The sequence below is a fragment of the Rhizobium sp. JAB6 genome (assembly GCF_003024605.1).
Lineage (GTDB): Bacteria > Pseudomonadota > Alphaproteobacteria > Rhizobiales > Rhizobiaceae > Rhizobium.
Map to the genome: position 1 here is coordinate 53,119 of NZ_PYJQ01000011.1, position 21,006 is coordinate 74,124.

Here is a 21,006-nt window from a genome sequence, read left to right on the forward strand (position 1 = left end):
TTTTTGCCATTGTCAGATGTCGCCTGGGCGGCAGAAAATCCTACTTCTGCGTGAGCCACGTCTTCACGCTGGCAACGAACTTGTCGGAGAGCTCATAGGCGAGAGCATCCCTTTTGTGAGAAACCTGCGCGGCATTGATTGCCATGGCGACGAAGACCCCGATGTTACCCTCGCCACGCACGCCCTTCTCGGTCACGTAGACGCCGGTTTCGGCTATGAGACGTCCCGTCTTTGCATCCTGTAGGCGGACCGATCCAGACATGCTGCTGTCATTGTCCAGGATGATACGGCCGGCGTTGCTGGCGAGATCGACCGTATGCAATGTCACGATAAGCTTTGCGGGTGTTTTGCCACCGGGCAGACCCTTGAGTTCGCGCTTCAGCGAAGCATCGAGGGTCTCCACCACTTTCGACAGCTGTGGATCGGGCTTCTTTCTATCAAAGAAGCCTCCCATGTTGACGTCTGGAGCGGTCTCGAGCTGAATCTGCGTGACGGACGAACTCCGCAAAGCCGTCACCAGGCGGGGGTCGGCGGTCTGGCAGGCGCTGACGATCGCCGCCACCGCGAAAACCGCAAGCAGCTTCACGCTATGCACAAACCGCCTTGGAGTATCCTTGACCAGGATTGTTGACACGTTACTTACCATCGCTTTCACCACTTTACTGACGTACTGACAAACAGAAGCCCGGAGTCGCGGCGGTCGACCGTGCCGCCAAAGACATCCGAATAACCCATATCGAAATTGAGATTGCCGCCGGCGAGCTTGGCCCCGACTGTCCAGCCGAGCATGTCGCCGCCCGCGATCTGGTAGCGGGCCTGGCGGGCGATCCGCCCGTAATCGAGACCGACATAGGGCCTAAACTCTCCGAGGATCTTCGCCAGCTCGGCATTGTCGGCAAATGGCTGTGTCCGCCAGACGAGATCGTTGCGGATGAAGACGCCGTTATTGCCGTAAAGCATGGTCTCACGCGTGCCGCGCACGGAGGAATAGCCACCGACCGAGATCTGCTCCGCCCCGAACAGATTGTCGGGAGTATATTGCCCGGTGACGATCGAATTGATCTCGAGACGCTGATCCGCCACCTCGAACGGCCGCGTCAGGGTGATCGTGCCCGTGAACTTGGAAAAGCGGGGATCGGCGTTGCCTGCCCCGGCATCACCGGGGGCGACCGCGTCAAAGAGATTGAGCCCCTGGCTGTAGGAGAGATCGAAGACCCAGAGGCCGCCCAGCATGCGACGCGAATGCGAGATACCGAGATCGCCGACGGTATATTTGCGGCTGCCGACCTCGATCCTGTTGCCGAGCAGGAAATTATTGGTTTCCTTATAGGTCAGGCCGCTGTTGAAGGTGGTGATCGAATCCTTGTCGCGGAAGATCACCCGATCGGCGCCGACGCCGACCTGCTTGCTGTCTCCCGATGTCTGCAGCGTGCCGAAATTGCCCGGAACCGAGCTATCATATTCGTACCAGGAGCCATTGGCGGAAAAGGTCCAATAGCCGTAGGGCACGCTGACATTGCCGGAATAGCTGTTGCTCTTGCCATGACCATCCTTGTGCCAGGGATAATCGGGGCCGGTATGCTCGTAGCCGAAATTCCACTGGTCGTTGATGCCGAAAAGATTGTCGTAGCCTAGCGAGGCCGAGGATTTGGAATAGCCGGTCTGTTCTTGACCCAGATTGCTGTTGCCGAATGAGAGGTGCCAGGGGTGGCTGGGCTTGTTCTCGATATTGAGGATCGAGGTGCCGTCCGTCTTTCCGGGCAGCATCGCCGTCTTGGCGTTGTTGGAGGTCAGGCGATTGATCTGGTCGAGGCCCTGCTCGATATCGCGCAGATTGGTGATCTCGCCCTTCATGCCGGGAAAGGCCGTAGCGATCACGCCAGAGCCTGCCGCCGGTTTACCGTTGATATAGATATCGGCAAGGGTGCCCTCGACGGCAACGAGGCGCAGCACCTTGGTCTTGGCGATATCCTGCGCCGGCACATAGACGCGAGAGCTGACAAACCCTTTGTCGAGATAGAGATGCGTCAGGTCGCGCAGTAGCGCATTGATCTCGCCGACGCCCACACAGCGGTTCGCGTAAGGAGCGGTGACCTCGTCGATCGCACCGGCAGAAAACTGCTTGACGCCCTCGACCTCGATATGGGTGATGGCAAAGCATGGCCCGGCCTCGCCGCCACCGGTCGTCGGCGGCTGCTGACCTTCGGTCGCAGAGGGCTTCGGCGTCATCTGACCCAAGCTCTGCAGCCGCTGCTGTTCCGCTTCCTGCGCCTGACGGCGCGCGAAGTCGTCGTTGGGCGATTGTTGCGCGGCAGCCTGGGCCGAAACCAGGATCACCGACAGCAACGCGGCGGCAAATGCCACAAGGAATGACGACTTCGAAAAGCCCTGGCCGCTCCACGCAGGAGACGACCCTAAAGCCAGTGTCATGAGCTATTCCCGCCGTTCGCTTACTTCGAGGCGGGCTTTTGCAGTGCGTCCAGGGCCGATGACAGGCCCTTGAGGGAGAATTTGATGTTGACCTTCTGGCCATTCATCATCTGGACGTGACCGGTGCCATCCGCAGCCTTGGAAAGGGCTGCAACCATCTTGGTATCCAGCTTCTGCTGTGCCCAGCAGCCCGCCTGATTGCAGTTGCGGTAGGCAAGCTGCACGACGGGCTTGTCGCTTGCATCGATGCTGATGCCGGCCGGCAGATACATATTGAGCGGCACCAGCGTGGTCAGCACCAGTTCACTGGCAGGCTGCTTTGCCGCCTTCTTGTCTGTTGCAGCAGGAGCCTCAACCCTGGCAACCGCCAGCGTCAAGACATTCACGTCCTGGTCGCCCTGCTTGACCGTGGCGATCTGCGCGACTTCGCAGCTCTCCGCTGCAGCGCCATCCGCGGCCTTGCCATCGATGCAGCGATAGTACCAGTCGTCGAACTTCTGAACTCGGGCCTGAGGCGCGGGCTGCTGTTCGCTTGCCTGCGGAGCTGTAGCCTGGGCGGCTCCGCTGCTCGTAGTCGTATTTGCGGCCGGAGCGGGCTGCTCCTGCGCCGCCGCACAAAATGCAAGCAACGCCGAAGAAAGGAAAACCGCTGAAGTTAGGGTCTTGAAGGAAAGGGTCTTATTGGCGGGGAACATACGAATTACCCAAAGTCAAAGCCATACGCTTGGGCAAGGCGTACCTTGCTCAATCGGCATGTCGGTCAAAAATCAGGAAGATTCACCACAGGGTGGCGTAGCCGATCATGGGCCTGATCCGCTCAATAGCAGATTTCTAAAAAAGTACAGCAAAAAGTAGCAATAACATGGGTGTCTCACACGCTCGTTTTCAGATATGCGTGTAAAATCTGCAACACCGACGTTCAGCAATTGAATAAAATTGTCTTTGGCTCTCTCTCTGGATTAGAACCGGCGATACTGCTCGTAGTCACGCGATAATGTTTTAAAGATCATTCGTTCAGACGATCAGCCAAACGCCTCATGAGATCCATCCGTTCGTGAAAAATCGCCACGATCAGGGCTGGCGCATCCTCGCGAGGCAGACAAAAGATATAGTGGTGTTCGCAACGCGCCATCCGTAAGGCCGGATAAAGGGCGCTCATATCCTTAAAAGGACCTTTGCCCTCGGCAAGGTTTGTGATCCCTCGCTCCAAAGCTGAAGTATATTGGCGTACTTGGGCGGCACCCATTGCGCGCCCGTGTATCGGATTACCGAACGTAGATCAGATTCCGCCTCTGCGGTAAGAACATAGGCCGTCAAGCACGATCCTCGGCGATCTCCTCTTCAAGGATATCATTTACAGTTTTGGTCGACAGTTTTCCGGCAACCCCGCCATTGATGCGTGTGTTCATCATCGCCTTCAACTCTTCCCAGGCTCGTTCTCCATCGGTATCACCCGGAAAAAGCCGCTCAAGTGCATACTGCTTGATTGTCTTGCCCTGCAAAGCGGCCAATGCCTTTAGGCTTTGATGTTGCTGGTCCGTTATATCGATTGTTAATCGGCTCATCCCAACGCGCTCCTGAACTTCGAAGACCCACATTAGCACATATGTGGGTATGTGGCCATCGCGAAAACTTGCTTATGCCTGCCGGCATAGGCCGGACGACATTCGATTGGCTTCTCTGGATCTGACACAACGACTTATTCGTCCGCTCAGCTAGGCCTAAACTGAATCGCCGACCCAGTCTTCATGTCCATGGCGTATTCGGATCACGAAAACTGCTCCGCCCTCCTCAATCCGATAGACAATAGGATGGGCTTTGAAAGGATGAATTCTGACCGGCGGCGAAATCTCTTACCGCTCACGAGCCATTCGCGGGTTGGCAGCGATTAGATCAAGCACAGCAAACAAGTCATCATGGTAACGTCTAGCCTGAGCGGTTCCAAACATGCATACGCCTTGTTCGGCGATCGCAATAATGTCCTCTTCCGCTTCAACTGAAAGGCTGAAACGCATTACCTGTCGCCGCGCGTCGTTTCTCCGCGCTCGAAGGCCGCAGCAAAGAGTTCATTCTTCGATCGGCTGCCGACGCCGCTTTTAAGACCGTCATCAACAAAACGCTGCATGGCGGCAATCTTATCGCTACGGGCTTGGTCCCTACGAATTAAGTCGCGGACATAATCACTAGCATTCGAATATCGCCCGGTCTTTGCTTGCGCTTCGACCCAATCTTTCATCCGGTCGGGAAGAGATACATTCATCGTCGCCATTCGGGCCTCCATAGTGCCAGCAGGTTACGTGATGTTGGCAAAGTTTATCAAACCGACAGCTGCTAATCGGCAGCCAATTTGGTTGCGCTCCAGCCGCCGGGGGTTGAACCCCGGCTTCGGCCGGCTAGGGAACCGGCACTCCTGGTGGAAATGTCTTTGTTCCAAAGGAGCTCAGCTGAGAGTGGTTCGAAAGAGCATTTCCAGCGAGGGCGCATGTACGCAATGACCCGCGCGCCAAACGCAACGATGATGCAGATATTGATTTTCGCATGCAAAAGTATCGACTTCTTATGAGGTGCGCGCCTGCGCACGACAAGTAAACCCTCGCCAACTGTTATTCCCCATTATGACGAAACTGCTGCTGATTTTCGCTGGATTAACGGCGTTCGCGGCAGTCGCTCTTTCGTCAATCAACTGAGATTCAAAGAAGCATTTTTAGCGGGAAACTGGATCGCTCATTGCCTGTGCAAGGTATCGATCTTCATTGACTATCCCCCATTGGCTGAAGATTTGAGGCCGTCGCCGGTCAGCGTCTTCGGCGCTTTAAGGAAAATAGCGCTCGCGGGATTTGTGGTGGGACGCCCAGAAGGCGGACCATGACTCGCAAAGATCAGCTGAATTTCGGACGTGGCGTGCGGGGAAATTGAGGGCGTTGTGTACACGCACGCTCTCTGAGGCGCGGACCGAACGACATGAATGACCCGCGCGGTTGCCGACAACTTCAGGTGCGGCCTGCAATGTCTCATGTAGGCGTCATCTGAAATTGAATGTATCATCTCTCGGCTTTGAAGGTGCGGCCGAGATCTGTCCCGGTGCCGAAATAATGTCGAAACACGTAAAACAGCGGGCTCCATCTGCCGGTATCGATATGGTTGGTGTTAGCGACAACGATATCCTTGTGCGCGTGGACGCGAAGGACCTTCGCTTCGACGATGGAGAAGGCTTCGGCCCGCTCCGAGGGCCATTCCGCGCCGGGAGCATGCGCCGCCACCACCTCCGCCTCGAACTGGATCGGACATTCTGCAATGCGCAACGGCCGCACGAGATCGGCTGGCTGCGGTGTAAAGCCGCCCACATCGAATTTATCGGCCTCGAAACGATAACCGATCTTTTCCTTGTGCGGGGGAACGGGATCGCGGCCCGTGGTCGGCGCGATCATCTCGACTTTCGGCCACAGTTCCGGCGACGGAAAATTCAGCACGAGCTGAGGCTCGCGCAACAGATTTTCCCGCCCCTTACTGGTCGATGTCAGGCCGAGAACGACACGGTCATATAAGGTCCAAACCGAGGACATCGGCGAGATATTCGTCGTGCCGTCAGGATTAAGGCTCGTAATCAGCACGACGGGAGTGCCGATATAAAGCACGCTCGGCTTGATTTCGATATGCTCGCGATCGCTCTCGGCTGCGTTGAATTCGGCTGCGTTCGTCAACATGGCAAACCCTCCTTTGAGAGTTTCAGTGTAGCCGACATGAGCCTGCAATAGTTCGGCCACGATCGAACTATTGCTCGAAGGCAGGCGCGCCAGCCTCATCCCTCAGGCAACCCACGAACGGCGCTGATCCCCTTCTCTTCCTCTCGCTTGTGCGCAAGCGTGGTCCGGCCGCCTAGTAAACTCCAATGAAGGACTTGCAAGATTTTCGCCGGCTGATTTATTCGCGCTCGCCCACGGGCGGCGGCACTATGATCACCGTATCCTCCGCCATAAGCATCCGCCCATCATGCGCCCGCAGTTCCAGCCGGCGCACCGGCAGCTTTGTCGCTCTGTCGACCAGCGTCACATGCGGCTCATTGGGCTCGAAGAAGAAATCTTCGCCCCATTGGCGAAGCGCGACCAGCAGCGGAAACAGGCCCTGCCCCTTCTGCGTGAGCACATATTCCTGATAGGGGCTGCCATCTGAGGCCGGCACGGTATCCATGATGCCGTGGGCGACGAGATTGCGCAGGCGGGCCGAGAGGATGTTCTTGGCAAGTCCCAGGCTCTTCTGAAATTCGCCGAACCGGCGCAGCCCATCGAAAGCATCCCGGATAATCAGCAGCGACCACCAGTCGCCGATCGCATCCAGCGGCCGCGCCACCCCGCACATCGAATCCTTGTGACTCACTCTTTTGGCCATGCCGCCGTGCCCTCGCCCGTTTTCACGTCTGCCGTCAGGACCGCGATCAAGCGGCCGTATCATCAGCTTAATATATCGGTTGCAAACTAAAACTACAAGAGATACTGAAACTTGGTTTCAAATTAAAACCACGTTAGGAGAACAACTATGATTCCTGCCAATGAAACATTCGCCGGCACATTCCCCTTCGCACCACATTTCACCGAGGCACCCGGCTTCCGGATGCATTATGTCGATGAAGGACCTCGTGATGGCGAGGTTATCCTATGCCTGCATGGGGAGCCGACCTGGGGTTATCTGTTTCGCCATCTCATCTCGACGTTGAGCCGAACGCATCGTGTCGTCGTTCCCGACCACATGGGCTTTGGCAAAAGCGAAACGCCTGAAGGACGCAGCTATTGGCTGCAGGATCACATTGCCAATCTGGAGGCTTTCGTGCTCGCGCTCGGCCTCATGGATATCACGCTCGTGATGCATGATTTCGGCGGCCCTGTGGGCATGGGACTTGCCGCCCGTCATCCTGAGCGTGTCGGCCGCATCATCTCGGCAAATGGGCCAACGCCCTTCGGTCAGCCCGACAGTATGGAGCGAGGTGTGGCAAATGCCGCCGTGTCCCCATGGTTTCAATGGATCCTCAAGGCCGAAGCCGATGGCACACTGGAGCCGGTGCTCAACAATCTCGGCTACAATATTCTCAGCACGCTCAAGCTCAACGGCTTTGAAAATAACGCCATCATCACCGATACCTGGCTCGAAGCCTATGGCACGCCTTTTGCCACAGCGGCCGAGTGCCTCGGCGCGCTCGGCTGGGCCAAGGGCTTTGCGACCGGCGCCCATCAATTCGAGGTACCCGATGCGTCCGCCGAGCGCATCATCCGTGGCAACCCGGCGATCGCCATTTGGGGCGAGGCGGACAGGACGCTACATGCGGAGCACTTCCTGCCGCTCTTTTCCGCCCTCTTCCCCTCGGCGCCCATCGAGCGCCTCCTAGGCGTCAGCCATTATTGCTTCGAAGACGCGCCGGAAACCATCTCGGACCTGATCGCGGATTTTCTGCGACGCAGCTAGGCTGCACGATCTAAAAAATCGAAACAAAGGAGCGGAGCGCCGCCCGCTCCGGCGGCCGGCGATGCCGTACCGGCACAGCCTCTTTCACCATAGCGGATCTCGCTAACCACAAGCCGGCAGATACGGAACTTGGCAGCTGGCCGATTGACATTCGTTATCGTTGTGACACCGTTGCACATGGTTGCCGACCCACCGTCCCGAGGCAAAATGACAAAGCGATCGCAAGCCGTTATCACTACAGCCGAAGAGCACCCGCGCGACGGATGGAGCGACCCCGTCCACGGCTTCATCTCCTGGCACACGCTGCTGAGCAACGACATCACCCCCACTGACAGCATGAGCGCCGGCATCGCTGAACTTGCGCCCGGCGGCGAGCTGAAACCGCATCGCCACGACCCCTCGGAAATCTACTTCATCTTCGAAGGAACCGGCATCGTCCGGATCGACGGCGAGGAAACCACGGTCAAGGCTGGCACGACAGTCTTCATCCCCGGCAACGCCGAACACGGCATCCGCAACGAATCGCCAGCCAATTTGAAATTTTTCTATGTGTTTCCGACGGGGTCGTTTGCTGACGTGGTCTACCGGTTTCGGGAGGATTGATGTTTGTTGAGCCGGCTTTCAGCGAATCTGCTTGCTCGATAGTGGCCTGCAACAAAGGCCAAAATGGCGGAGACGGTTCTCAAAGAATTCGATTACTTCCTCAGGGCGCAGCTTTTTGTTGAACGTCTTCCTGCCGCAGGAGACTCCAACCTCTCTGGAAATAGGTCCGCCAGAAAACCCATCGTAGGTGGTGACTTTTCGAGCTCCGGGCTCGCTTTTGCCTCTTGCGACAGGCGTGTCGATCAGAGTTCCCGGATTGGGTATGCGGCCGCTCGCCCCTTCGACTTAGCAAGTTAGCAATCGATCTGTTCGCGGCAGCGAATTCCTTGAAAACCTCGATGGGTTCCTAAGCCATTAGCAATGTCAGATCGGGAAGCTGATAGGACGGATTTAATATGTACGGCTCGATAAGTTAAAAGAACTCGATTTCTTTAACATTTCCGTCGCAACGTGTTAAATCCGCATCCATGGTTATCAGTGCGAGGCAACCACCACGCGCGATACCTAGATTTCAAAAACCTTGTTTTTGACGAACTGAGAAGATGAAGAACTTCCCGATCGGGGTGATTTTGACGCCCTCACCACCGCACTTCCCGATCGGTAAGAATTGCATTGTTTTGGGAGAAACTTCCTGTACGATAAGCCGATTCAGGAGATGTTCGATGTACAGGTCTGCACGGGATTTCGGCGCCGCCGTTCGAGAGAAACGCAAAGCCCGGGGCTGGACCCAGACCGAGCTTGCCGCTCGCTCCGGCACGGGCGAGCGCTTCATCGTAGAACTCGAATCTGGCAAGCCAAGCTGCCAGCTCGAAAAATCCCTGGTCGTGGCACGCACCGTGGGGATCGAGATCGGTGACCTCAAGACGGTCCGATCTGTTCCGGCATCATCGGATGATGGCCTCAACTTCCTTCCGACCTTCGGGGATGGTCGATGACGACGATCTTCTAATAGAGCCTGCCTGTCGCCCACCTGACGAAGGCAAATGGCGTCTTAACTATGATCCTAGCTGGGAAGAGCGCTGCTCAGCGCTCCCGGCGTCGCTGATCACATGCCATCGCGCTCAGGACCCGTTGCTGCCGACAGGCTGCTGCCTTGGCTCGCCAATCTGCTTCCGGAAACGCATCTTACCGAGATCGGTCAGCGGCTGAAAGTGTCCCCCAGGACATCGTTGGTCTGCTGAGCCACATCGGGCGTGACACATCGGGCGCGTGATCGATTGGCGACCCCGGAAACCGTGTACGGCTTCACCTCACTCCCAATCATCCATGCGCTACAACTCGCCGCGGGCAACCAACGCATATCGAATGGCGCGGCACGCCACGCGGCAAGAATTGCCTCCATGCCATCCACCTGATTTGCCGAAGGCCGCCCGCCGAACAACGACGAGCGTGCCGCCGCGAAGAACTTCGCGTGATCCATAACTTCTCTCCATATTTAGGGTAAAAATTGCACCAACTATCTTTACATGGTGCATAATATGCCCTATGTTTTTCCCATCGAAATGAGGGGCGCATGGGCAAACTGGTTCAAATCGGAAACATCATCATTCGCGTTTACGCGAACGACCATCTGCCTCCGCACTTCCACATTCTCACCCCGGATGGGGACGCATTGGTGGAGATCGCGACACTGGAAATCCTGCGTGGTAAGCTCGCACGCAAGGCGCAAGACACCGCCCTCGAATGGGCAGCAAAGAACAAGGCAGCTATTGCCGCCGAGTGGAACCGGACCAATCCCCGCTTTCCAATCGCTTGAGGAAGGGAAACAGAAATGGAAATGCCGCGAATTGAAAGCGTAACGCCAACGTCAAACATGACGCTGGCAATCAAGTGGAAGGGTGGCGCTGAATCTTCCGCAAACCTCGTTGGCTGGATTGCGACCGGCGGCCAATTGCTCGCCCCCCTCAAGTCTCCCGATATCTGGAAAACCGCCGCAGTTACCGACTATGGCGCAACGGTCGAGTGGGCCGGCGAAGATTTGGCAATCGATGCCTATCACCTCTTCCAGATCGCCGAAGACCAGCGCGATTTTAACGCCGATGATCTGCGGAAATGGCAGGAAGAGATAGGCCTTTCGAATAACGAGGCTGCGGATTTCCTTGGCGTTACCTTGCGCACATGGAAGAACTATCGTGCCGGCGCTCCCGTCAGCCATGCCGTCAAGATGCTGTTACGTGCGAGCCAGCGCGACCCGCTCTTGATGCATGCGCATTACCGGCCACGTCAGAACGGCAGGCCGAAAGCCGCATAGCCGACGCCAGAGATTCGTCATATAGAGCCCATCGGGGACCTTAATGCAGCTAGAGAAAGAACTGACATTGCTGAAATAAGCGCCGCCCTCCATCCAAAACGCCGAATAGTCGTCTTACAGAGAGAAGATGGCCTTTATAAGCCGGCTAAGAATGATCGGCGTGTCATCGGCTGGAGTAGTGCAGGTGCGATCTACGACGACGAAGTCTATGGGAATCGTAAGGATCTCACCGTCCGCATCGCTCTACAGGAAATTGCTAACGCCCAGGGTGATGTTGACGCATATATCGCTCAGCAGCCTGAGAAGGCGCGTGGCGCTCCTATGGTTGCCGCAGATATCGCCAATCGTCTTGTCTTAGCGGGACGAGCCGAAGAAGCACTCGCGGCGCTCGACGAGGTAGAGACCAAAGGTCGGCAGGACGTCCCATTCGAGTGGCAGCTCGCGCGCGTCGAGGCACTGGAAGCGCTGGAGCGCAACGACGAAGCACAGGCCTTCCGGTGGGCGTGCTTTGAACAGTCGCTGAACGACGAACATCTTCGCGCCTACGTCCGCCGCTTGCCTGATTTCGACGACATCGAAGCCGAGGAGAGAGGTTTCGCATTCGCCCAGACATTTCCGGATGCCAATCGCGCCCTCTACTTTTTCCTGTGCTGGCCTTCATCGGGAGAGGCAGCGAAGCTCGTGACGACGCGGTCTGCCGAGCTCGATGGCGATTATTACGAGCTGATGACCCCGGCTGCCGAGGTGCTTTCGACGAAGTATCCATTGGCGGCAACGATCGTCTTGCGATCGATGATCGACTTCACCTTGGAGAGCGGCCGGTCGAGCCGATACAAGCACACGGCACGACACCTGGCTGAATGCCGATCGTTGGCGAGCCAGATCGATGATTTTGACACCATCCGGCCGCACGAGGCTTACGTCGCGGATCTTAAACGGGAGCATGGGCGGAAGTCAGGGTTTTGGAGCTTACTCGGATAGCTATTCGGACACCTTCAAAAACAGCGAAACCAAGCGGTCGTTGATGTAATAATTATTCCGTCCGCTTTGATGCTTGCTCACAAAGCCCGCTTCCGCAAGCGTATCAAGGTATCTAGCTGCAGTCTGGCGCGTCACCCCCAGTTCATGCTGCACATAATCGATCCTTGTGTAAGGATGCCGGAACAGATTGTTGAGCAGGTCCTGGGAGTATAGTTTCGGAAACTCATCGCGAAGTCTCCGTTTGGTTGCAGCCATCTGATCACGGATATTTTCGATAAGTTCTAGGGTTGTCTTTGCCGTTTCGTCCACGGCGTTGAGCATATAGATCAGCCAGCCCTCCCACTCTTGGGTGTCGCGCACGTGCTGTAGCAAGCGATAATATTCGCCCTTCGAGTTGTTGATCGCTCGACTGAGATAGAGGATCGGAATTTCAAGTAAGTCGGCACGCGTCAGATAAAGAACGTTGAGAATTCGGCCAATTCGCCCGTTTCCATCGGGAAATGGATGTATGCTTTCAAATTGGTGATGCACGAGTGCCATCTTTATAAGGGGATCGAGCGACGACAAACGATCATCGTTGATGAACCTCTCCAAGGCATCCATCGCTCCAATAATTTCGTGTTGATCCTGCGGTGGGACGTAGACGATTTGGCCTGTGCGATCATTTTTCAGAGCAGTTCCAGGCGTTCTTCTAAATCCATCGTCCCGTTGCTTGAGAAGGCGAAACATCCCAACGATTGTCGAGTTGGTCAGCAAGCCTTCGAACTGTCTCAGCTGATCAAATCCGTATTTCAGCGCATCACGATACAGAGCGACTTCCTTAGCTGCTGGAGACTCCGGGCCTTCTGGAAACAGTTCCGCTTGAAATAGCTCGTCTTGGGTCGTTACTATGTTTTCAATTTCTGAGCTGGCCTTAGCTTCCTGCAAAGCAAGAGTGTCGATCAGGATACCTTGATTTGGAATTGCCGCCGCGCGCCCTTTCAATTCAGCAAGGGATCTATTCGCGGATGCCAGTGCCTTCAGCACCTCAATCGTTTCGAGATCTTTCACTGCAGCAAGATCGGGCAACAGGTAGGTTGGCTTTAACATGTACGACTCAATGCGTAAAAAAAATCGATTTTTTTTAACACGTCACAGCGTCATGTTAAAACGGCTAACAGACATTTTCGACCGGTAGCTAACTTTGGTTCGAACGGTAGACTTAGGATTCCTGTGGAAAACAACAGTATTCGCCGAGAAGAACAACCTATGGATTCGATTCAAAAACCAGAATCGCAGAAATTGAAAAGGCCTACACGTGGTCAAGACGTGTAGGCCTAGAATTGTGTTGCAGCCGGTGGGCTGTTTGCGTGAACACCACCAAAGCTTGAGTCAATAGGTGGAAGCAGTCAAGCCATATCCGGCTCTTTGCGAAAGGAGCCGTCATGAAGACGGAATATCCACAGCCATGCAGGCTGTCATTTGATGATGCTGTAAATGTCTGGTTGCGCCACTGGTCTGGTGAATTCCAGCACCATATCGCGGCGAGTTACGGTGTTAATCCAGGCCGAGTAAGCGAAGTGCTGAAACGCCGGAAGCATGTTGGAAGTGAGCAAGAGGCGACCCTCAAAAGGAGGGCAAACTGATGGCGCAATGGCAAATCGCCCTTATCCGAGAGCAAGGCGTCAACTTTGCGGTCGCGGCGGTGCAGGATCATGTGATCTCTAACCGCCGCGAAGCTGACAAGGTTGTTTCCGCTCTCAGCCTCCGGCTCGGACAGCCAGTCGTGCTACTAGGTGCCAGCCGTCACGGAACGTATGGGAGAAAGGACATTGTCAGCTTCCTCCAGAACATCCATCCTTCGCAGATGCCCTGGCGCCGGATCGATCTACACTAAATGGATGCGGCGGGATCTCCCCGCCGCATTCTTCATAAAGGCTGATAGCGAGGTCGTGCCTCGAGTGTGGCCCTAGCCAATTCAAGCACCGGCTTCGAACATCGAAGTAATTCAGTAAATCTCGGGAAAGCCTTACAGCCCAAGGCCTAAAGAATGGCGGAGAGGGTGGGATTTGAACCCACGATACCCTTGCAGGTATGCCGCATTTCGAGTGCGGTGCATTCGACCACTCTGCCACCTCTCCGGTTATGCTGGTCGGCGCTGTTTGGCGCGGGCTGTCTCATAGCGACAGTCGGGGAGGATAGCAAGGGCGAATGTGAAAGCTTTTCATCCTTTTGCCTTGACAGATCAGGGACGCTTATATATCCCGTGCGACGTAATAGGTGTGGATAAGTCCGCGCCTTGCCCGCCCTGCTTTGCGCGGGGTTTCACCGGCAGAACTTTTTGAAGGCTCAAGCCTTTGGAATCCCTGCTAAGTTTCGACTGATAAAAAGACGGCCGCTCGTCCTCGGGGCGAGAGAGCCGGAACGAACATGAAAGGATAAAAAATGTTCGCAGTCATCAAGACCGGCGGTAAACAGTACCGTGTGGCAGCCAACGACGTGCTGACCATCGAGAAGCTCGAAGTCACCGCCGGCGGTACCGTAGAATTCACCGAAGTCCTCGTTATCGGCGAAGGCGCCGACGCTGCGATTGGTGCTCCCTTCGTCAAGGGCGCTTCCGTCAAGGCCGAAGTGGTCGAGCACAACCGCGGCAAGAAGGTCATCGCCTTCAAGAAGCGCCGTCGTCAGAACTCGAAGCGTTCGCGCGGCCATCGCCAGCATCACACGGTTGTCCGTATCACGGACATCGTGGCTGCCAAGTAAGTAACGGGATCAAGGTTTAAAGGAGAACTCCAATGGCACACAAAAAAGCTGGCGGTTCCTCGCGCAACGGTCGCGATTCCGAATCCAAGCGCCTTGGCGTGAAGAAGTTCGGCGGCGAAGCCGTCATCGCAGGCAACATTATCGTGCGTCAGCGCGGCACGCAGTGGCACCCGGGTTCCAACGTTGGCCTCGGCAAGGATCACACGATTTTTGCGCTTACGGCGGGCAACGTGAACTACCGTACGAAGGCCAATGGCCGCGTGTACGTGTCTGTAATGCCGAAAGCGGAAGCAGCGGAATAAGCCGGTAGCGCTCTAAAACAGCCGGCGTCTCATCGACCCGGCTGACCGCATCAGGTTCAGTCCAGAAAAAAGGGGAGATGGGGCGCCATCTCCCCTTTTTCTTACCCTCAACCAAGGAGGACTGAACCATGCAAGGCGAATTGTTAAGGGAAGACCAATCAAGGTCTCCCGAAGAACGGCTGAGGCCGGAACGGTTAAGGACCGATTGCCCCGTCTTACTGTCGGAAAGGCTCGTTCTGCGCGCGCCTCACGAAGAAGACATCGACGCCCTTGCCCATCTCGCCAACAACGCCAATGTCGCCACAATGGTATCGCGTATGCCGCACCCGTATACGACCGCCGATGCCGCCGATTTCGTGCGACGCACGAAGCTTGGCGAGATTGGCAAGTGCGTCTATGCCATTACCAAAGCCGACAACGGCGCCTTTCTCGGTTGCTGCGGGGTCGAACCCACGGGAGATCCGAACACGGTCGAGATCGGTTACTGGCTGGGCGAACCCTACTGGAACCAAGGCTATACCACGGAAGCGGCCCATGCTCTCATTGACATGGTCTTCCGCACGCGTGAGAACGTCGCGCAGATCGATGCCCGTTGCCGGGTAACGAACGTCGCATCGCGGCGTGTCGTTCAGAAGTGCGGCTTCCAGTTCCAGGGATCCGGCCTTGCCGCTTCGCTGGCGCTCGGCAGTACCGTGCCCGTCGAATGGTACAGGCTCGACCGCAAGACCTGGATCTCGCTGCGCAGCTGGGGAGGCATGAGATGAACGCTCTCGCCGTCACCCGCCGCGATGCTCGGATCCTGATGCCGGGACCGACGCCGGTCATCCAGACCGGCCGACTGACGCTGCGCCCGCACCGGCTCAGCGATGCCGATATGATTGCGGAATCGCTTTCGGATTTCGCCGTCACCCGCATGTTGGCCCGCGTTCCCGCGCCGTATGACCGGCAGGATGCGCTCGACTGGCTGGTCGAGCACACCTCTGGTCTCGGTGTCGATTGGGCGCTCGCCATCACAGAGCGGGATGACGCCCATATCGGCTCCGTCGGCATCGAGCTTCGCCACGACCGCTGGCACCTCGGTTACTGGCTGAACCGCTTCTACTGGCGGCAAGGCATCATGACCGAAGCGGTCAAGGCTACGCTCGAACGTTTTGCCCGCCGCATGCCCGAAGTCGCCGTTCATTCCGGCGTCTTCGCCGACAATCCGGCATCCTTGAAGCTGCAGCAGAAGCTCGGCTTCGAGATCACCGGTTGCTCGGAGATCTACAGCTTTGCCCGCAACACCATGGTTCCGCATATCGAAACCGTGCTGAAGCCGGGCGCGCTGCGGCTCTCGCAGGCGGCATAAGGCCCTGAAATTGGTCATCGCCGGCCCGTCTGGCGATGACCGTCATACCAATCATGCGGTTCCGCCCCTTTATGGCACTGGAACCACACGATATTCTTTGACCTCAGCCCGAAGCGCCTATATCGAAGGCGACGTGACGGGCAAACGGCCGCTCGATGTGTCTTTTGGATGCGTCAGGAGCGGCAGACATTGAAAAGAGCGCATAGGCTTTGTGAATCCCATTCGATCCGAAGGGATATGCGCCGACACCGGGTGACGGACGTACGATGAAATTTCTCGATGAAGCAAAAGTCTATATTCGCTCAGGCGACGGCGGCGCAGGCAGCGTCTCCTTCCGCCGCGAGAAATTCATCGAGTTCGGCGGTCCGGATGGCGGCGATGGCGGTCGTGGCGGCGATGTCTGGGTCGAGGCCGTCAACGGCCTGAATACGTTGATCGATTTCCGCTACCAGCAGCACTTCAAGGCGAAGGTCGGCATGCACGGCATGGGCAAGAATCGCGCTGGCGCAAAGGGCGACGACGTGACGCTGAAAGTGCCTGTCGGTACGCAGATCTTCGAAGAAGATGGCGAAACCCTGATCTGCGACATCACGCAGGAAGGTCAGCGCTTCCGGCTGGCCGCCGGCGGCAATGGCGGCTTCGGCAATGCCTATTTCAAATCCTCGGTCAATCAGGCGCCGGACTGGGCCAATCCCGGCCTGCCGGGCGAAGAAAAGACCATCTGGCTGCGGCTGAAGCTGATCGCCGATGCCGGCCTCGTCGGCCTGCCGAACGCCGGAAAATCGACCTTCCTCGCAGCCGTCAGCCGCGCCCGGCCGAAGATCGCCAACTATCCGTTCACGACGCTGCATCCCAATCTTGGTGTCGCCACCATCGATGGGCAGGAATTCATTCTCGCCGACATCCCCGGCCTGATCGAGGGCGCACATGAAGGCGTGGGCATCGGCGACCGCTTCCTCGGCCATGTCGAGCGCACCCGTGTGCTGCTGCATCTGGTCTCCGCCCAGGAAGAAAAGGTCGGAAAAGCCTACAAGACCGTGAAGCACGAGCTCGAAGCTTACGGCAACAGCATCCCCGACAAGCCTGAAATCGTCGCCCTCTCGCAAATCGACGTGGTGGACGAAGAAACGCTGAAGAAGAAGACGCGTGAACTGGCGCGGGCCTGTGGCAAGACGCCCTTCCAGATTTCCGCCGTCACCGGTCGCGGCATGACCGAAGTGCTGCGCGCGCTGCGCGACGTCATTGTCGAAGCCAATGCCGGCGAAGCCGACAAGCCGGCAAAGTCGCCGAAAGTGCGGCATCGCGACATACAGGCCTCCGATGATGAGGCTGCTGACGAACGTCTTAGTGAAGACGGGGATCACCAGGGATGACTGCCCGCAAGCCGCTCGATCGCTACCGCCGCATCGTCATCAAGATCGGCTCCGCTCTCCTGGTCGATCGCAAGACCGGCTTGAAGAAATCCTGGCTCGACGGCATGTGCGCCGATATCGCCGCACTAAAGGCCAAGGGCATCGATGTGCTCGTGGTTTCCTCGGGTGCGATCGCGCTCGGCCGCTCCGTGCTCGACCTGCCCTCGGGCGCGCTGAAGCTGGAGGAAAGCCAAGCGGCAGCAGCCGTCGGCCAGATCTCGCTTGCCCGTGCATGGTCGGAAAGCCTGTCGCATGACGATATCGTCGCTGGCCAGATCCTGCTGACACTCGGCGACACGGAAGAGCGCCGCCGCTACCTCAATGCGCGCGCCACCATAAACCAGCTCCTGAAGATCGGCGCCGTGCCGATTATCAACGAGAATGATACGGTCGCGACCAGCGAAATCCGCTATGGCGACAACGATCGCCTCGCCGCCCGTGTTGCCACAATGACGGGCGCGGACCTTCTGGTGCTGCTGTCGGATATCGACGGCCTCTATACAGCGCCACCGCATCTCGAGCCGCAGGCGAAATTCCTCGATACGATCGCCGAGATCACGCCTGAGATCGAAGCCATGGCCGGCGGCGCCGCCTCGGAACTCTCGCGCGGCGGTATGCGCACCAAGATCGATGCCGGCAAGATGGCAACCGGCGCCGGCTGCGCCATGATTATTGCGTCCGGCAAGACCGACCGGCCGCTGAATGAGATCGAAAGCGGTGCCCGTTCCTCCTGGTTCGCGCCATCGGGCACACCCGTCACCGCTCGCAAGACCTGGATTGCCGGACAGCTGCAGCCAGCCGGCGAATTGCATGTCGATGAGGGTGCGGTGACCGCTCTTGGGGCTGGCAAAAGTCTGCTGCCCGCCGGTGTCCGCAACGTCGTCGGCCATTTCGGCCGCGGCGATACTGTTGCCGTCATCGGTCCGTCGGGCCGCGAAATCGCCCGCGGCCTCGCCGGCTACGATGCCGAAGAAGCCCGCCAGATCACCGGCCGCAAATCGGCAGAGATCGAGGCGATCCTCGGCTATGCCGGCCGCGCCGCCATGGTGCATCGCGATGACCTCGTCATGACGTCATCCGTCAAGGCGAAGGCCGAGAAATCGAAGAAGGATGAAGCTCATGCTTGATACTGTCGCACAAAGCCCCAACATCGACGCACTGATGAACGATATCGGCCGCAAGGCCCGGGCTGCGTCGCGACCGTTGGCCTTCGCCGCGACTGAGAGCAAGAACAAGGCATTGAATGCCATGGCGGACGCCATTCTGGCCCGCAAGGACCATATCCTCTCCGAAAATGCCAGGGATCTGAAGGATATCGAAGGCACCGATATGCTCGCCTCCTTCGTCGACCGCCTGACGCTGAACGACAAGCGCGTTGCCGAAATGGCCGAAGGCATTCGCGCCATTGCCGCGCTTGCCGATCCCGTCGGCGAAGTCATCGCCGCCTGGGATCGCCCGAACGGTTTGAAGATCGAGCGCGTCCGCACGCCGCTCGGCGTCATCGGTGTTATCTTCGAAAGCCGGCCGAACGTGACGGCCGATGCCGGCGCGCTCTGCCTGAAGGCCGGCAATGCCGTGATCCTGCGCTGCGGCAGCGATTCGCGCCGCTCCTCGCAGGCGATTCACGAGTGCCTGGTCGAAGGACTGAAGGCGGCAGGCCTGCCGGAACATGCAATCCAGCTCGTGCCCGTCAGCGACCGCGCCGCGGTCGGCGCCATGCTGCGCGGTTTAGAAGGCAATATCGACGTTATCGTGCCGCGCGGCGGCAAGAGCCTTGTCGCTCGCGTCCAGACCGAGGCACGCGTGCCGGTCTTTGCCCATCTCGAAGGCCTTTGCCATATCTATATCGACGCCTCGGCCGATCTGGAGATGGCGAGATCCATCGTCGTCAATGCCAAGATGCGCCGCACGGGCATCTGCGGCGCGGCCGAAACGCTGCTGGTCGACAAGAAAGCCGCCTCCACCCATCTGAAGCCGCTGCTCGATGGCCTTGCCGCAGCAGGCTGCGAAATCCGTGGCTCCGCCGATGTCCTGCAGCTCATTCCTGGTCTGACAGCGGCAACGGAAGAAGACTGGACGACGGAATATCTGGCCGCGATCATTTCCGTCGCATTGGTCGACGGCATTACCGGCGCCATCGGTCACATCGGCAAATATTCGTCCAACCATACCGAAGCCGTCATTGCGGAGGACCCCACTGTCGTCGAGCGCTTCTTCACCGAGATCGATTCGGCGATCCTGCTGCACAATGCCTCGACGCAATTTGCCGATGGCGGCGAATTCGGCATGGGCGCGGAAATCGGCATAGCCACCGGCAAGATGCATGCGCGCGGGCCAGTCGGCGTCGAGCAGCTCACCTCCTTCAAATATCGCGTTCGCGGCACCGGACAGATACGGCCCTGACGTGCTGACAGAAGAGATCGATCAACGCTATCTGCGCATGCCCCATGCCGAACGCGGCATGGTGGTCGGTCTTTTCGGCGGCTCGTTCAACCCGCCGCATGAAGGCCATGCACTCGTCGCCGAGATCGCCATCCGCCGGCTTGGCCTTGACCAGCTCTGGTGGATGGTAACGCCCGGCAATCCGCTGAAGAGCCGCAATCATCTGGCACCGCTCGCCGAACGCATCGCGCTCAGCGAGCAGCTCCTCCATGATCCGCGCATCAAGGTCACGGCGTTCGAGCAGACGCTGGGCATGAGCTACACGGCCAATACGCTGGCCCATGTGAAGGCACGCAATCGGCATGTCCATTTCATCTGGATCATGGGCGCCGACAGCCTGAACACGTTTCATCGCTGGCAGAAGTGGCAGGAAATCGCACAAACCTTTCCGATCGCAGTCATAGATCGCCCGGGATCGACGCTTTCCTATCTTTCGGCCAAGATGGCGAAAACCTTCCACTATGCTCGCGTGGATGAGGATGATGCCCGCGTGCTATGGAAGAAGCGGGCGCCGGCCTGGACCTTCATCCACGGACCGCGCTCGGCGCTGAGCTCGACAGCCTTGCGCGCCGCTCAATAGTTTCGTCAATTTTTCGGGAAGTCTGGAAAATAAAAAGCCCGACGCGGGAGGAGGTGCGTCGGGCTTTTGAACCTGATCAGCAACTGGGAGGAGGAGAGTTGCTGATCCATATCGAACGGCATTGGGAGGAGGAGATCGCCGTTTCGATGGTTATGTTTTACCAGATTTTACTGTTTGATAAATGGCCGATTGCGCAATGCAGCAATGCATAACAAGCATGGCTCCGAGGGTTTTCTGCTCAAAAAATGCTTCTTTTGCAAAAATGTCGATCCTATAATTCCCATCATCCAATTGAGATTGGCGAAAGAATGACGCGAAATCGCACGGTTCGTAACGGTATGTCGCGTTTCGTGAGCGCCTGCCAATCCGCTGGGCGAATCCAGTTATGCATTTTTGCGATGCCCGCAGCTACTCACATGCGCTACGACGTGGAAAATCCATAGAATTCGTGGGGTTATGCG

At 57.6% G+C, this 21,006-nt stretch carries 25 protein-coding genes, 1 tRNA gene and 2 pseudogenes; 16 read left to right on the plus strand and 12 right to left on the minus strand.

The window, feature by feature from the left end; all coding sequences use genetic code 11:
• Positions 1 to 40: 40 nt before the first annotated feature.
• From C7U61_RS18645 to C7U61_RS18685, 9 genes and pseudogenes are all read right to left on the minus strand, one after another.
• Positions 41 to 595, minus strand: a complete 555-nt coding sequence (locus C7U61_RS18645) for a hypothetical protein (protein WP_106999570.1) — start codon at positions 593 to 595, stop codon at positions 41 to 43.
• Positions 596 to 651: 56 nt separating this feature from the next.
• On the minus strand, positions 652 to 2,430 hold the full coding sequence (locus C7U61_RS18650; protein WP_245410836.1) for a ShlB/FhaC/HecB family hemolysin secretion/activation protein: 1,779 nt from the start codon (positions 2,428 to 2,430) through the stop codon (positions 652 to 654).
• A gap of 20 nt (positions 2,431 to 2,450) precedes the next feature.
• The gene (locus tag C7U61_RS18655) at positions 2,451 to 3,125 is read right to left on the minus strand and encodes an invasion associated locus B family protein (RefSeq protein ID WP_106999572.1); all 675 of its coding nucleotides are present in this window, start codon (positions 3,123 to 3,125) and stop codon (positions 2,451 to 2,453) included.
• Between the two features lie 311 nt (positions 3,126 to 3,436).
• Positions 3,437 to 3,747: pseudogene (locus C7U61_RS18660) on the minus strand (type II toxin-antitoxin system RelE/ParE family toxin).
• A complete protein-coding gene (locus C7U61_RS18665; RefSeq protein WP_106999680.1) occupies positions 3,744 to 3,995 on the minus strand; it encodes an antitoxin in 252 nt (83 codons plus the stop codon). Before C7U61_RS18665 ends, C7U61_RS18660 begins: the two are co-directional and overlap by 4 nt.
• 156 nt (positions 3,996 to 4,151) lie before the next feature.
• Positions 4,152 to 4,445: pseudogene (locus C7U61_RS18670) on the minus strand (type II toxin-antitoxin system RelE/ParE family toxin).
• Positions 4,445 to 4,699 (minus strand): type II toxin-antitoxin system ParD family antitoxin, encoded by a 255-nt coding sequence (locus C7U61_RS18675; RefSeq protein WP_106999573.1) that lies wholly within the window; start codon positions 4,697 to 4,699, stop codon positions 4,445 to 4,447. The pseudogene C7U61_RS18670 and the gene C7U61_RS18675 overlap by 1 nt, the downstream one beginning before the upstream one ends.
• Positions 4,700 to 5,471: 772 nt before the next feature.
• Positions 5,472 to 6,134 (minus strand): flavin reductase family protein, encoded by a 663-nt coding sequence (locus C7U61_RS18680; RefSeq protein WP_106999574.1) that lies wholly within the window; start codon positions 6,132 to 6,134, stop codon positions 5,472 to 5,474.
• 217 nt (positions 6,135 to 6,351) lie between these two features.
• Complete coding sequence (locus C7U61_RS18685; RefSeq protein ID WP_106999575.1) at positions 6,352 to 6,816, minus strand: helix-turn-helix domain-containing protein; 465 nt, start codon at positions 6,814 to 6,816, stop codon at positions 6,352 to 6,354.
• Positions 6,817 to 6,963: 147 nt separating this feature from the next.
• Here C7U61_RS18685 and C7U61_RS18690 point away from each other — a divergent pair, with 147 nt between their 5' ends.
• The 4 genes from C7U61_RS18690 to C7U61_RS19740 all read left to right on the plus strand — a co-directional run bounded on the left by C7U61_RS18690 (position 6,964) and on the right by C7U61_RS19740 (position 9,668).
• Positions 6,964 to 7,884 carry an alpha/beta fold hydrolase gene (locus C7U61_RS18690; protein ID WP_106999576.1) on the plus strand — a complete coding sequence of 307 codons (921 nt, stop codon included), beginning with the start codon at positions 6,964 to 6,966 and terminating at the stop codon, positions 7,882 to 7,884.
• Positions 7,885 to 8,091: 207 nt separating this feature from the next.
• Entirely contained in the window at positions 8,092 to 8,487 is a 396-nt protein-coding gene (locus C7U61_RS18695; RefSeq protein WP_106999577.1) for a cupin domain-containing protein, read from the plus strand.
• Positions 8,488 to 9,149: 662 nt separating this feature from the next.
• Positions 9,150 to 9,422, plus strand: coding sequence for a helix-turn-helix transcriptional regulator (locus C7U61_RS18700; RefSeq protein ID WP_106999578.1), 273 nt, complete (start codon positions 9,150 to 9,152; stop codon positions 9,420 to 9,422).
• 114 nt (positions 9,423 to 9,536) lie between these two features.
• Positions 9,537 to 9,668, plus strand: a complete 132-nt coding sequence (locus C7U61_RS19740) for a hypothetical protein (RefSeq protein WP_348627060.1) — start codon at positions 9,537 to 9,539, stop codon at positions 9,666 to 9,668.
• Here the strand turns inward: C7U61_RS19740 and C7U61_RS19560 are convergent.
• A complete protein-coding gene (locus C7U61_RS19560) occupies positions 9,626 to 9,907 on the minus strand; it encodes a hypothetical protein (protein ID WP_181315882.1) in 282 nt (93 codons plus the stop codon). The two genes, C7U61_RS19740 and C7U61_RS19560, sit on opposite strands and share 43 nt — an antisense overlap.
• Before the next feature lie 93 nt (positions 9,908 to 10,000).
• Between C7U61_RS19560 and C7U61_RS18710 the strand changes: the two genes are divergently transcribed.
• From C7U61_RS18710 to C7U61_RS18720, 3 genes are all read left to right on the plus strand, one after another.
• Positions 10,001 to 10,243, plus strand: coding sequence for a DUF4160 domain-containing protein (locus C7U61_RS18710; RefSeq protein WP_106999579.1), 243 nt, complete (start codon positions 10,001 to 10,003; stop codon positions 10,241 to 10,243).
• A 15-nt stretch (positions 10,244 to 10,258) separates the two neighbouring features.
• Positions 10,259 to 10,738 carry a DUF2442 domain-containing protein gene (locus C7U61_RS18715; protein ID WP_106999580.1) on the plus strand — a complete coding sequence of 160 codons (480 nt, stop codon included), beginning with the start codon at positions 10,259 to 10,261 and terminating at the stop codon, positions 10,736 to 10,738.
• A gap of 105 nt (positions 10,739 to 10,843) precedes the next feature.
• The gene (locus C7U61_RS18720; RefSeq protein ID WP_348627061.1) at positions 10,844 to 11,719 is read left to right on the plus strand and encodes a DUF6880 family protein; all 876 of its coding nucleotides are present in this window, start codon (positions 10,844 to 10,846) and stop codon (positions 11,717 to 11,719) included.
• On the opposite strand, the gene C7U61_RS18725 is transcribed toward C7U61_RS18720, so the two are convergent.
• On the minus strand, positions 11,720 to 12,808 hold the full coding sequence (locus C7U61_RS18725; protein ID WP_106999581.1) for a Fic family protein: 1,089 nt from the start codon (positions 12,806 to 12,808) through the stop codon (positions 11,720 to 11,722).
• A 535-nt stretch (positions 12,809 to 13,343) separates the two neighbouring features.
• On the opposite strand from C7U61_RS18725, the gene C7U61_RS18735 reads away from it, so the two are divergent.
• Positions 13,344 to 13,595 (plus strand): hypothetical protein, encoded by a 252-nt coding sequence (locus tag C7U61_RS18735; protein ID WP_106999583.1) that lies wholly within the window; start codon positions 13,344 to 13,346, stop codon positions 13,593 to 13,595.
• Positions 13,596 to 13,749: 154 nt separating this feature from the next.
• Here the strand turns inward: C7U61_RS18735 and C7U61_RS18740 are convergent.
• Positions 13,750 to 13,839, minus strand: a tRNA-Ser gene (locus C7U61_RS18740).
• Between the two features lie 304 nt (positions 13,840 to 14,143).
• On the opposite strand from C7U61_RS18740, the gene rplU reads away from it, so the two are divergent.
• The 8 genes from rplU (at position 14,144) to C7U61_RS18780 (ending at position 20,545) form a co-directional block, all read left to right on the plus strand.
• Complete coding sequence (gene rplU, locus C7U61_RS18745; protein WP_004127263.1) at positions 14,144 to 14,461, plus strand: 50S ribosomal protein L21; 318 nt, start codon at positions 14,144 to 14,146, stop codon at positions 14,459 to 14,461.
• Positions 14,462 to 14,493: 32 nt separating this feature from the next.
• A complete protein-coding gene (gene rpmA, locus C7U61_RS18750) occupies positions 14,494 to 14,763 on the plus strand; it encodes a 50S ribosomal protein L27 (RefSeq protein ID WP_004127267.1) in 270 nt (89 codons plus the stop codon).
• A 128-nt stretch (positions 14,764 to 14,891) separates the two neighbouring features.
• Positions 14,892 to 15,527, plus strand: coding sequence for a GNAT family protein (locus C7U61_RS18755; RefSeq protein WP_106999584.1), 636 nt, complete (start codon positions 14,892 to 14,894; stop codon positions 15,525 to 15,527).
• Entirely contained in the window at positions 15,524 to 16,111 is a 588-nt protein-coding gene (locus tag C7U61_RS18760; protein ID WP_106999585.1) for a GNAT family N-acetyltransferase, read from the plus strand. Before C7U61_RS18755 ends, C7U61_RS18760 begins: the two co-directional genes overlap by 4 nt.
• A gap of 266 nt (positions 16,112 to 16,377) precedes the next feature.
• The gene (gene obgE / locus C7U61_RS18765) at positions 16,378 to 17,484 is read left to right on the plus strand and encodes a GTPase ObgE (RefSeq protein WP_106999586.1); all 1,107 of its coding nucleotides are present in this window, start codon (positions 16,378 to 16,380) and stop codon (positions 17,482 to 17,484) included.
• Positions 17,481 to 18,650: a glutamate 5-kinase gene (gene proB / locus C7U61_RS18770; RefSeq protein WP_106999587.1), complete on the plus strand. Its 1,170-nt coding sequence runs from the start codon at positions 17,481 to 17,483 to the stop codon at positions 18,648 to 18,650. Before obgE ends, proB begins: the two co-directional genes overlap by 4 nt.
• Complete coding sequence (locus C7U61_RS18775; RefSeq protein WP_106999681.1) at positions 18,643 to 19,926, plus strand: glutamate-5-semialdehyde dehydrogenase; 1,284 nt, start codon at positions 18,643 to 18,645, stop codon at positions 19,924 to 19,926. The genes proB and C7U61_RS18775 overlap by 8 nt, the downstream gene beginning before the upstream one ends.
• A gap of 37 nt (positions 19,927 to 19,963) precedes the next feature.
• The gene (locus tag C7U61_RS18780; protein ID WP_245410842.1) at positions 19,964 to 20,545 is read left to right on the plus strand and encodes a nicotinate-nucleotide adenylyltransferase; all 582 of its coding nucleotides are present in this window, start codon (positions 19,964 to 19,966) and stop codon (positions 20,543 to 20,545) included.
• Positions 20,546 to 21,006 lie beyond the last annotated feature (461 nt).